This window comes from Algoriphagus sp., assembly GCF_039969895.1.
GTDB lineage: Bacteria > Bacteroidota > Bacteroidia > Cytophagales > Cyclobacteriaceae > Algoriphagus.
Genome location: NZ_JBDVMZ010000020.1, coordinates 1 through 10977 on the forward strand (window position 1 = coordinate 1; position 10977 = coordinate 10977).

The following is a 10977-nucleotide window of genomic DNA, read 5'->3' on the forward strand; positions in this document are numbered from 1 at the left end:
TCACTACACTTCCATTCTGAACTTCTTTGAAAACAGGAGTACAAATGCATCAGCAGAATCATTCAATGCAAAAATAAAAGCATTCAGGGCTCAGTTCAGAGGAGTCACCAACATTGAATTCTTCCTGTTCAGACTATCTAATATCTATGCGTGAATAAACCTGCTCACCAGATATTAAGACTGATCCTTCAAAACCAACCCTTCAATCAGCCTTTTCTCTCCCAAAATCTCAACTTGCCCTTACTGCCTGACTTTACCAATCGGTAGCAGTTAGGTATTTCTCTTGCCGATCCACAGTAGGTCACAATTCGGGTATGTTTTGGTAAGGCTTCTAATTTGTCACGGATTTGAATGATATAATGACTATACAGTTCAAAATCAATTTGGCTCTCCTTATCTAACCGATCTGCCAGATTGATATTTTCCTCAAAGGAGTTAAAGAAGTAAAACCCGTCATAATCTCTAAAATCCACATTACTCATATCTTCATGGATGAAATTCACATCTTCAACTTGAAGGGAGGTCGCTAACTTCCTAGCCAATTGCACCAGATTTTCCCGGTTTTCTACTCCGGTGAGTTGGGCATCAGAATTTGACGCAGCTACCAAGCAAAACTTACCAACTCCAGACCCCAAATCCATCACTGCTCTACCTCCAGCTTCATTAAGAAACGAGATCGCTGCTTTGGCAACATTCACCGGAGTCCAGTGGGTACCTGACACCTTTCGAATTTTAATCGGGTATAGCGAATCAAACTCCTTATCCCCCAGACTCCTTAGTTCCATAGTATTTCCTCTAGCAGCAAAGTCCCTATTTAAGGCTCAATAACCGCCTAATCACATAATTCCTTTTAAAAAAAACTACAATTTGCCTCAAAAATAAACGTTTACTTTTCCAACCATAACCAAGCAGAGATCCAAGAATAATACGAGCTTTGCCGATGGATGTGGGTTAGCCTTCAACAAAACCATAAAGCTAATTATCAATTGATTAAACATTAAAAACAAGTTATACTGATGCCAAAAAAACCATTAAGGGGACTTTTGCACAGGCTAAAAAAACCAAGGATATCAGCCAGAAAAGAATTCATTTTGCGTAATATTGAGCTCAAATTACTCTTCTACTAACACCATGGGAAAAATCATTGCCATAGCCAATCAGAAAGGCGGAGTAGGCAAAACTACCACAGCGATGAATTTGGCGGCTAGTTTGGCCGTTCTGGAATTTAAGACCCTGGTGATTGATGCTGATCCGCAGGCCAATACCACCTCCGGACTAGGTCATGACCCGAAATCCATCAATAACAGCATCTATGAATGTATGGTGGATGGAATCGCTGTCAAAGAAATCATTCACAAAACAGATCTAGAATACCTCGATTTAGTGCCTTCACACATCGATCTTGTCGGAGCCGAGGTGGAAATGATCAATCTTGACAATCGGGAGGAGAAAATGAAGGAGGTAATTCAAGAGCTGAAAGATCTCTACGATTACATAATTATTGATTGTTCACCGTCTCTGGGATTGATTACAATCAATGCACTCACTGCTGCCAACTCGGTGATAATCCCTGTCCAATGCGAATATTTCGCCCTTGAAGGCTTAGGCAAACTTTTAAATACCATAAAAATCATTCAAACCAGGCTAAATCCAGATCTTGAGATTGAAGGCATTTTATTGACCATGTATGACGTCAGGCTTCGCCTTTCCAATCAGGTAGTTGAAGAAGTCCGATTGCATTTCAAAAACATGGTTTTTGATACGATCATCCCTAGAAATGTGCGACTCAGTGAAGCACCTAGTTTCGGCTTACCAGCTATTTCTTTTGATGCAGATGGAAAAGGAGCAGTAGCCTACATGAATCTCGCAGATGAGATCGCGCAGAAAAATGATCTTCAAAAAGCCACCAACTAACTATGTCAGACCAAAAACCAAATCGTAAAAAAAGTGTCTTGGGAAGAGGTCTTGGTGCCTTACTGGAAGACAGCCCCGCCAAACACAAGTCTGAAGAGATTTTGCCTGAAGTAGTGAAAACTGGGATATTCGGGATACCTCTGGACCAAATACAAGTCAACCCGTTCCAGCCTCGAGTTCACTTTGACAAGGATGCACTGGCAGAACTGGCAGAATCCATTCGCGTCCAAGGTATTATTCAACCCATCACGGTCCGAAAACTCGACGTAAACGAATACCAGCTAATCTCCGGTGAACGCAGGTTTCAAGCCTCCAAGATTGCGGGATTGACAGAAATACCCGCCTACATTCGTACGGCCAATGATCAGCAAATGCTGGAAATGGCGTTAATAGAAAACATCCAACGGGAAAACTTAAATGCGCTGGAAATAGCTCACTCCTATCAGCGCCTGTTGGCAGAGTGTGATCTAAAGCAGGAAGAATTGGGTGATCGCGTAGGGAAAAATAGAACTACAGTAAACAATTACCTTAGACTTCTAAAACTCCCGCCATCCATTCAGGGTGCAATCCGTGACCAACAACTTTCCATGGGGCATGCCCGAGCATTGATTAATGTAGAGGATGTAGATGTACAGCTGGCTATTTTCAAAAAAGCCGTGGAAGAGGAGTTAAGTGTGAGAAAAGTCGAAGCATTGGTCAAAGCATTGAGTGAAGGTAAGCCCGAAAAAGCTCCAGCAGCACAGCTAGATCCAGTGAGGAAATATGAAATAAACAAGCTCCAACAACGACTAGCGAGCCATTTTGGGACCAAAGTAGCGTTGAAGACCAACCCCAAAAATAAAGGTGAGATAAAAATTCCTTTCAACTCCGCCTCAGACCTGAATAGGATACTAGAAATCTTGGAAATCATCTAACGTTGAAGGCAAAGCTTTCTCATATCACAGTGCTGCTCAAAGCCCCGCTATTCCTAGTGGGACTTTTTCTTATCTGTTTCAAAATGAGCTACGATAGTTTTGCTCAAAATGCAGACACCTTAGAAATTCAGTCGTCGAAAGAATCCAAGTCACAGCCTGATTATTCCCTACTCCCAAAAAACCCTAAAAAGGCTACAATTCTCTCTGCCATACTTCCAGGAGCCGGACAGGTATATAATGGAAAAGCGTGGAAGGTTCCCTTGATCTATGGAGGCATCATCACAGATGTTTACTTTATTAACTTTAATAATCGTCGCTATCAGATTTTCAAACAGGCACTTGCAGATTTTGACGATGACCTTCCTACTGATTTTCCAAGCCTCAACCGGGATGGGCTAGTACGAAATGTAAACTATTGGCGAAAAAGCAGAGATCTATGCTACCTTCTCTTGGTGGGAATCTATGCGCTCAACTTGATTGACGCCAATGTGGATGCACATCTGTCCGGCTTTGATGTCACAGACGAGATTGCCCTGAAAATCGAACCGCATTACGAAAGCTTCTCATCCAACAACAAATCTGTAGGGGTCTCATTAAAACTCAACTTTTAAACATGAACATATTACTTCTAGGCTATGGCAAAATGGGGCAGCTGATAGGTCAGCTATCCGAAGTCCGTGGTCATAGCATCGCCGGTAAAATCTCTATCGACAACCTCGATGAGTTAAACACATTAGATCCATCTATTATAGATGTGGCTATCGAATTCAGCCAGCCTGAAGCGGCTGTTGAAAATATCAAATGGGCAATTGAAAAAGGAATTCCGATCGTCTCAGGGACTACAGGATGGCTTGACCAAAAGCCGAAAATCGAGCAGCTCACCTTAGCTTCCAATGGCGCATTTTTCTATGCATCCAACTATAGCATCGGCGTCAATATTTTCTTTAAAGTCAATGAATATTTAGCCAAGTTGATGAATGAGACTACCGGCTACCAAAGTGCCATAGAGGAAATTCATCATACCGCCAAAAAGGACGCACCATCGGGCACCGCAATCACTTTGGCCGAAGGCATCATTAAAAACCTGAACAATCTAAAAAGCTGGAACCTGACCGATGAATCGAGCGGAAATGAACACTCACTTCCTATCACTTCCAAGCGAATAGATCCTGCTCCTGGCACGCATATTATCCGTTACACGTCTGCAATCGACGACATTGAAATCTCTCACACGGCACATAGCCGTCAAGGCTTTGCTCTTGGCGCAATTTTGGTTGCGGAGTGGATTCAAGGTAGGAAAGGCGTATTTTCCATGGATGATTTTCTATCTTTCTGAACTTAAAAACAAAAAATGAGTAAGTCAACTAAAAAAAAATCAGCTGCCCGCGAATGGGCTGATGCTTTGATTTTTGCAGTAGTAGCAGCCAGTTTGATCAGATGGTTACTACTTGAGCCATTCACCATTCCCACAGCATCGATGGAAAAATCCCTTTTAGTGGGTGATTTCCTTTTTGTAAGTAAGATGCACTATGGGACACGATTTCCAATGACACCTTTGCAAGTGCCCCTCACTCATCAGAAAGTTTGGGGAACGGAAATACCTTCCTACTCTGACGCTATCAAAATTCCTTATTTCAGACTCCCGGGATTTGCAGATGTCAAAAACAATGACGTTGTGGTATTCAACTACCCCGTTGAATTTCAATATCCAACTGACCTAAAGACAAACTACATCAAGCGCGCTATCGGAATTGCAGGGGATGTGATAGAAGTTAAAGACGGAGAGGCATATGTGAATGGAAAAATCGCTGATAAACCTGAAGAAATGCAGTTTTCGTATGATGTGATTTCCAACAGACCACTTACTGCAGATTTCCTCAACCAATATGGAATAAATCAAGATAGTTACGTGCCGTTTACCGATGGATCAGGCTATATGGTTTTTGCTACCGATGAGATAATCAGCAGATTAGAATCTTCTCCAGTAGTAACCTCAGCCACCAAACGTCTGGAAAGGGCTCCTAATCCTGGAATATTTCCTTCTGGGATGGCTCAAACCTGGAACCGAGATAATTACGGACCGCTTCAAATTCCGGCTGAAGGTCAGACTATAGAAATGACTAGCGAAAACGTAATGAAATACGGTTTCACAATAGAAAAGTATGAAGGACTGGAAAATGTAGAAGTAAGAGAAAATCAGTTATTCATCGATGGACAGAAAGTAGATACCTACACGTTCCAGCAGAATTATTATTTCATGATGGGTGACAACCGTCACGATTCATTGGATTCACGTTTTTGGGGTTTTGTACCAGAAGATCATATTGTGGGCAAAGCTTGGTTCTTGTGGCTGTCTCTAGACAAGCATGAGTCCATGTTCAGCAAGATCCGTTGGAGTAGAATATTTAACGGAATAGATTAACCTTAAAGCCCTGTGAGATCAGGGCTTTTTTTTAAACCTACTGTAATGGGAATGATCCGATGGCCTTAAACACAAAGGATCTATAGGTTGAAGCTTGAGGAATAACGGCTAACTTCTAACAAATCCAACCTGCTCACTGAGAGTAAAATCAGATTACTTTTCTCACCATTCAATAGGCTTAATCCCATTTGCGGCTAGGTAGTCATTCGCTTTTGAAAAATGCTTGCACCCAAAAAAACCTCGATAGGATGACAATGGACTAGGATGAGGTGCTTTCAGAATCAGGTGCTTTTTCTCATCGATAAGCAAAGACTTCTTTTGCGCATAAGCACCCCAAAGCAAAAACACCACATGTTCTCGTCTATCACTAAGGGTTTTGATTACTTCATCTGTAAATTTCTCCCATCCTCGCTTCTGATGAGATCCTGGCTCATGAGCTCGTACGGTAAGTGTGGCATTCAGCAGAAAGACACCTTGCTCTGCCCAGCGTGTCAAATCACCACTTGAAGGAATGACATGACCTAAGTCAGCCTGTATTTCCTTGTAAATATTAGCAAGGCTCGGAGGGATTGACACTCCCTGTCGGACCGAAAATGACAAGCCGTGAGCTTGACCTGGACCATGATAAGGATCCTGCCCTAAGATGACTACTTTCACCGAATTTATAGGACAAAAATTAAACGAATTAAAAATATCATTGACCGCAGGATAAACTTTTCCATGAGCATACTCGTCTTGGACATAGTTGACTAAGTTTTTATAAAATGGTTGATCTAAGAGGTGATTTAATGCACCTTCCCAACTTGGCTCGAGGGTAGCTTTCATTTAGTTTTAATATTATTCAAACTATAAATTGTATATTTACAGACTTTTAAATGTTCAATACATGGTAATTGCAGTTACATCAGGAATTCAGGTAAGCGTAGAAGTCACTTATCAATCCGAGTTTTCAAGTCCTCATCAACATCACTTCGTTTTCACTTACAAGGTAACTATTGAAAACAAAAGCTCCCAAACTGTGCAGCTAATGCGTAGAAGATGGGAAATATCTGATGCGGCAGAAATCAGAAAAATAATAGAAGGCGATGGAGTAGTAGGCCAGCAGCCGATCTTAGAGCCTGGTGAATCACATAGTTATGTTTCCGGATGCAATTTAAAATCTGGCCTCGGGAAAATGACCGGAGTTTACTACATGGAAAAATTATTTGACGGCAGCAAATTCGAAGTCCTCATTCCAGAGTTTCAAATGATCGCAAGCTACTTCCAAAATTGATTTGCTAAACAAAGCTTACCCTCTCCTATCCTATTTAGCATATTGGCTGAAGAAAGAGGATAAATTTTCCCTTCAATCTCCATTTCTTTTCAAAATTCACCAAGACCTCACGCGCTTTCTTGAAATCAGGAAAAAAGAGGACTTGGATATAGAAGCTTACAGAGCTTCTCTTAGCACTTCTGATAAAATTATTGAAGTCACAGACTTTGGAGCGGGATCAAAAAGAGTCAACACCAGCAAAAGGCGTGTAGCTGACATCACAAAATTCAGCACCAGCAGCCGTAAACATGCGCAACTCTACCAGTTTTTTTGCTCCCTCACGCCAGCATCCACAGTACTAGAACTTGGCACCTGCATGGGAATCAGTACTAGATATCTTTCCAAGGTGACTAAGGGAAAACTCTACACTTTTGAAGGATCTAAGGAAATTTGGGAGGTAGCACAACCGGAGCAAGGATATGAAAATGTAACGTTTGTGCTGGGGCAACTTAGCCAAACCTTGTCTGAAACGCTCCGAAAGTTGGACCAGATAGATTTTGCACTGATCGATGCCACGCATACCTATGAAGGGACCATTCGCTACTTTGAGCAAATCCAACAGAAAACCCATTCAACCTCTATTGTTGTTATTGGTGACATTCATTGGTCTGCAGAAATGAGCAAGGCTTGGGCGGATATCAAGGCTAAACCTGCCGTGAAACTCAGCTTTGACTTCTATGAATGCGGGGTCGTATTCTTCGATTTTCCAGGACAAAAAACTGAATACACCTTAGATTTTTGAATTTACCAAAATCATAAATACTTCCGATCCCATTCGCTCAGGAATCGAATTATAGCAAGGCGAGCATTCTTTTACCTCAAAATATTTTTCGAAAAGCACCTTATATTCATTCGCATTTCCACCAAATGGCGGGCCATCGAAGTCGAATTCCCTATCAAACCAAACGCCAACCAATTTACCACCAGGATTCAGCAGTGATAGCATCTTCAGCGCATAGTCCCTTCTAAGATTAGGATCCAGTGCACAAAAAAAAGTCTGCTCCAAGATCAGGTCATATTTTCCGCGATGCACAAAAAAATCTTCATGATGAACGTGCCCTTGTGGAAATTCCGGATTAGCAGCTTTGAATCTATCCAGAGGCTCCCCAGAGAAATCCAATACATGGAATTTTGAGAACCCGGACTTCCTAGCGTAAACTGCCTCATAGCCCGAACCAGCACCGGGAATCAAGACTTGAATGTCCTTGTTTTCAATTTGGTCTAAATATTGCACAAGCGGAGGGGAGGCAAAACCTATATCCCAACCCGTTTTGCCCAAGGAATATCTTTCAGTCCAATAATCTTTGTCTAAGAAAGTCATACTAACACCATACTTGAATGAATACTGAATTCGAAAAGAACACGCCTGAGAAGAAAGACCAAGGTAAAAATATTATCATTATCGTCTTGATTCTTTTAGTGATTATAAGTGGGATCAAGCTCTACACTGATTACGTAGATCGCACCAAAAAATCGGAAGAAATCCTGCTGTTATCTACAGAAAACAATGATTTGAACAAGCGTCTAGATTCAGTGACTTATCAGCTTGATCTACGAATTCAAGAGATCGAGAAGCTTGGGGGTGATGTGAAGTCTTTGGAAGAAGTACGAGATCAACTCATCGCAGAAAGAAATACCTCAAGGCAAAGGAGTTCTTCAGAAATAATGGCTTTGAATGAAAAAATCAAATCCTATAATGGAATGATCGTAGAGAAAGATCAGGAGATTCTGGAGTTACGTGCGATGAACCAGCAGCTTTTCACCGAGAATCAGGACCTAAAAACAACCCAAGCGGAAATAGAAGAAGAAGTAGCACAGCTAAACCTACAGAAGGAAGATCTTCAAGCGAAGGTCACCGTAGCATCCATGCTTAAGGTAGAGAATATCGAAATAGCAGCGGTTAATTCAAAAGGAAAAGAGCGAGTGGAAACGACTAAAGATTTTCGAAATCGACAAATCGAACGAATCAAGGTAAGTTTCAATATTGCAGATAATAAGGTAGCCGAAAAAGGGCCTAGAAATATTTATGTACAAGTGTTAGCTCCGAACTCCCAACCTATTTTTGATGTAGCCAAAGGATCAGGCACATTCATGATACAAGGTAAAGAGCAATTCTACACAGTAAAACAGGATGTGATTTTTGACAACACCGAGCAGGAGTTAACCTTCTTCTACGAAAAAGGCTCAGACTACGTGTCTGGAGATCATTTGGTCAAAATATTCGTGGATAACTACGAGGTCGGTTCCAAAACCTTCTCAGTGAAATAATTCAAGCCTCCTTTGGGATGTTTTTTTTGAGCATTCCTAAGTTAGGATTTGCTAGTTGTTTGGAATACAGGGAGATTTCTCCTACTTTTGCAACCTGTTTATTAAATTCCTTAAACACATTAAAAAAATGTTCCAAAGAAATTACGAGACGGTATTCATTTTAACTCCCGTTTTGTCTGATGTTCAGATGAAGGATACTGTCGACAAGTTTGTGAACTTGTTAAAAGAAGTGGGGGCAGATGTCATTAATGTGGAAAATTGGGGTCTTAAGAAAATGGCTTACACCATTGAGAAAAAGACTACAGGATTCTACGTGATGGTTGAATTCAAGGCCGATCCTACTCTAATCCGCAAATTCGAACTAGAATTGCGAAGAGAAGAGAAAGTGATGAGATTCTTGACTACTGTTTTGGATAAGCATTCAATTGTTTATGCCGAAAGAAGAAGAAAAGGAGAGTTTAACAAAAAAGTTGAAGCTAAGGAGGAAGCCACCAAATGACATTAGTTAACGAGCCAATCAATAGAGGCGAAATCAGAAAAAAGTATTGCCGATTCAAGAAGCACGGCATCAAGTACATTGACTACAAGGATCCTAATTTCTTGTTGAAGTTTGTCAATGAGCAAGGTAAAATTCTTCCAAGAAGACTTACTGGTAACTCTGCAAAATTTCAGAGAAAAGTAGCTCAGGCTATTAAAAAAGCAAGACATTTGGCGTTGTTGCCATTCGTAACCGATGGGTTGAAATAATCGTCCAATCACAAAAGATCATTACAAATGGAAATCATATTAAAAACAGACATCAAAGGTCTTGGCTATAAGAATGACATGGTAGATGTAAAGCCAGGGTACGGAAGAAATTACTTGATCCCTCAAGGTTTCGCTGTACTTGCCACTGGATCTAACAAGAAAATTCTTGCTGAGAACATCAAGCAAGCTGCTCACAAAGCAGAAAAGATAAAAACTGAAGCTGAAAATATCGCTGCAAAACTTGAGGCACTTACTCTTGAGATCAAAGCGAAAATCGGTGAGTCAGGTAAAATCTTCGGTAAAGTAACTACCCTACAGATTGCTGATGCTTTAGCAGCTCAAGGTATCGAAATCGATAGAAAGAAAATCTCTATCAATACGCCTGTTGACGGTGCTGGAGAGTTCGCTGCAGAGGTGGATCTTCACCGAGAAGTGAAAACAAACGTAAAATTCAACGTGTCAGGAGAATAATTCTAGCACACTGATAAAAGTAAAAAACCCCGATAATTCGGGGTTTTTTTATGCCTATGCTAAAGCTTTTTCCAGACTTTCCACCAATTTCTTGGACACTGCCTTTGAGTTCTTTTCTCTCGCTTCTTTGAAAAGCGCTAAAGCCTGCTGACCTTTTTCGATCACCCCTACTGGATTTTGATCATTTTGAAAGCTCATCCAGCACCAAGAAAGCTCGGCAGCTAGGGTTTCACCTGATTTCAACTTGGAAAGCTTCTGAACAACTTCCGGGACTGTTTTCTCTAGTTTTTCTACTTGCATACTAAATAACAATTAGATTGGTTTAACAATATACTCGCGAAATTGATGATAAATTTCGGATCAAACAACATAAACCCCTCATTATTAACAATATCACAATCTAAGGTCATATCCCTATCCTATTCTACATAATTGTGCGAACTTCTCCTCTAGAATTTGCGGCAAATAAAAGCCACAGTCCCCAACTTTATTTCCAGCTGATTCCAAGCTCATTAGCCAAAATCATGAAAAATGTTTGATATCTAGCTTGGAAAAAAAGAACCAAGACTTTACCTTTGTGACACTTTAAGAGGGACTGAAAAAGGAACCTCAAGTAAAACTGGTCTATGGTGTAACTGGCAACACGTCTGATTTTGGTTCAGAAGAGTCCAGGTTCGAGCCCTGGTAGACCAACCACTCGAAAAAAAAACCGCTGAACAATCAGCGGTTTTTTTATGCCTTTATCTCAGAGTTCAAACCCTCCCTGAGTACGGATCAGTCGGAATATCGGATCAGTCTGAATATCTGGGGAGCAGGTTTATTCACGCATAGATGTTAGATAGTCTGAACAGGAAGAATTCAATGTTGGTGACTCCTCTGAACTGAGCCCTGAATGCTTTTATTTTTGCATTGAATGATTCTGCTGATGC

16 protein-coding genes, 1 tRNA gene and 1 pseudogene are annotated in these 10977 nt (G+C 41.0%); 13 read left to right on the forward strand and 5 right to left on the reverse strand.

Annotated elements, in window-relative coordinates:
• A partial coding sequence (locus tag ABJH64_RS14700; RefSeq protein ID WP_348275123.1) for a transposase occupies positions 1-154 on the forward strand: 154 nt, incomplete at its 5' end.
• 52 nt (positions 155-206) lie between these two features.
• On the opposite strand, the gene ABJH64_RS14705 is transcribed toward ABJH64_RS14700, so the two are convergent.
• Complete coding sequence (locus ABJH64_RS14705; RefSeq protein ID WP_348275111.1) at positions 207-785, reverse strand: methyltransferase domain-containing protein; 579 nt, start codon at positions 783-785, stop codon at positions 207-209.
• A 346-nt stretch (positions 786-1131) separates the two neighbouring features.
• On the opposite strand from ABJH64_RS14705, the gene ABJH64_RS14710 reads away from it, so the two are divergent.
• From ABJH64_RS14710 to lepB, 5 genes are all read left to right on the forward strand, one after another.
• Entirely contained in the window at positions 1132-1914 is a 783-nt protein-coding gene (locus ABJH64_RS14710; protein ID WP_348275112.1) for an AAA family ATPase, read from the forward strand.
• Between the two features lie 2 nt (positions 1915-1916).
• A complete protein-coding gene (locus ABJH64_RS14715; protein WP_348275113.1) occupies positions 1917-2828 on the forward strand; it encodes a ParB/RepB/Spo0J family partition protein in 912 nt (303 codons plus the stop codon).
• A gap of 83 nt (positions 2829-2911) precedes the next feature.
• Positions 2912-3439, forward strand: a complete 528-nt coding sequence (locus ABJH64_RS14720; RefSeq protein WP_348275114.1) for a DUF5683 domain-containing protein — start codon at positions 2912-2914, stop codon at positions 3437-3439.
• Between the two features lie 2 nt (positions 3440-3441).
• The gene (gene dapB / locus ABJH64_RS14725) at positions 3442-4164 is read left to right on the forward strand and encodes a 4-hydroxy-tetrahydrodipicolinate reductase (RefSeq protein WP_348275115.1); all 723 of its coding nucleotides are present in this window, start codon (positions 3442-3444) and stop codon (positions 4162-4164) included.
• 15 nt (positions 4165-4179) lie between these two features.
• Entirely contained in the window at positions 4180-5250 is a 1071-nt protein-coding gene (gene lepB, locus ABJH64_RS14730; RefSeq protein WP_348275116.1) for a signal peptidase I, read from the forward strand.
• Between the two features lie 162 nt (positions 5251-5412).
• Here the strand turns inward: lepB and ung are convergent, their stop codons facing one another.
• Complete coding sequence (ung, locus tag ABJH64_RS14735; RefSeq protein WP_348275117.1) at positions 5413-6075, reverse strand: uracil-DNA glycosylase; 663 nt, start codon at positions 6073-6075, stop codon at positions 5413-5415.
• 61 nt (positions 6076-6136) lie between these two features.
• On the opposite strand from ung, the gene apaG reads away from it, so the two are divergent.
• Both apaG and ABJH64_RS14745 read left to right on the forward strand, forming a co-directional pair.
• Complete coding sequence (gene apaG, locus ABJH64_RS14740) at positions 6137-6523, forward strand: Co2+/Mg2+ efflux protein ApaG (protein ID WP_348275118.1); 387 nt, start codon at positions 6137-6139, stop codon at positions 6521-6523.
• A gap of 1 nt (position 6524) precedes the next feature.
• On the forward strand, positions 6525-7304 hold the full coding sequence (locus ABJH64_RS14745; protein WP_348275119.1) for a class I SAM-dependent methyltransferase: 780 nt from the start codon (positions 6525-6527) through the stop codon (positions 7302-7304).
• On the opposite strand, the gene ABJH64_RS14750 is transcribed toward ABJH64_RS14745, so the two are convergent.
• Entirely contained in the window at positions 7293-7883 is a 591-nt protein-coding gene (locus tag ABJH64_RS14750) for an SAM-dependent methyltransferase (protein WP_348275120.1), read from the reverse strand. The two genes, ABJH64_RS14745 and ABJH64_RS14750, sit on opposite strands and share 12 nt — an antisense overlap.
• A 17-nt stretch (positions 7884-7900) precedes the next feature.
• Here ABJH64_RS14750 and ABJH64_RS14755 point away from each other — a divergent pair, with 17 nt between their 5' ends.
• The 4 genes from ABJH64_RS14755 to rplI all read left to right on the forward strand — a co-directional run bounded on the left by ABJH64_RS14755 (position 7901) and on the right by rplI (position 10048).
• Entirely contained in the window at positions 7901-8830 is a 930-nt protein-coding gene (locus tag ABJH64_RS14755) for a hypothetical protein (protein ID WP_348275121.1), read from the forward strand.
• Positions 8831-8957: 127 nt separating this feature from the next.
• The gene (gene rpsF, locus ABJH64_RS14760) at positions 8958-9329 is read left to right on the forward strand and encodes a 30S ribosomal protein S6 (protein ID WP_348275122.1); all 372 of its coding nucleotides are present in this window, start codon (positions 8958-8960) and stop codon (positions 9327-9329) included.
• Entirely contained in the window at positions 9326-9577 is a 252-nt protein-coding gene (rpsR, locus tag ABJH64_RS14765; protein WP_057937597.1) for a 30S ribosomal protein S18, read from the forward strand. The genes rpsF and rpsR overlap by 4 nt, the downstream gene beginning before the upstream one ends.
• A 27-nt stretch (positions 9578-9604) precedes the next feature.
• Entirely contained in the window at positions 9605-10048 is a 444-nt protein-coding gene (rplI, locus tag ABJH64_RS14770) for a 50S ribosomal protein L9 (RefSeq protein WP_348334723.1), read from the forward strand.
• 54 nt (positions 10049-10102) lie between these two features.
• On the opposite strand, the gene ABJH64_RS14775 is transcribed toward rplI, so the two are convergent.
• A complete protein-coding gene (locus tag ABJH64_RS14775) occupies positions 10103-10348 on the reverse strand; it encodes a hypothetical protein (protein ID WP_348334721.1) in 246 nt (81 codons plus the stop codon).
• A 320-nt stretch (positions 10349-10668) separates the two neighbouring features.
• On the opposite strand from ABJH64_RS14775, the gene ABJH64_RS14780 reads away from it, so the two are divergent.
• Positions 10669-10744, forward strand: a tRNA-Gln gene (locus ABJH64_RS14780).
• Positions 10745-10869: 125 nt separating this feature from the next.
• On the opposite strand, the pseudogene ABJH64_RS14785 reads toward ABJH64_RS14780, so the two are convergent.
• A pseudogene (locus tag ABJH64_RS14785) lies at positions 10870-10977 on the reverse strand (DDE transposase); the annotation flags it as partial.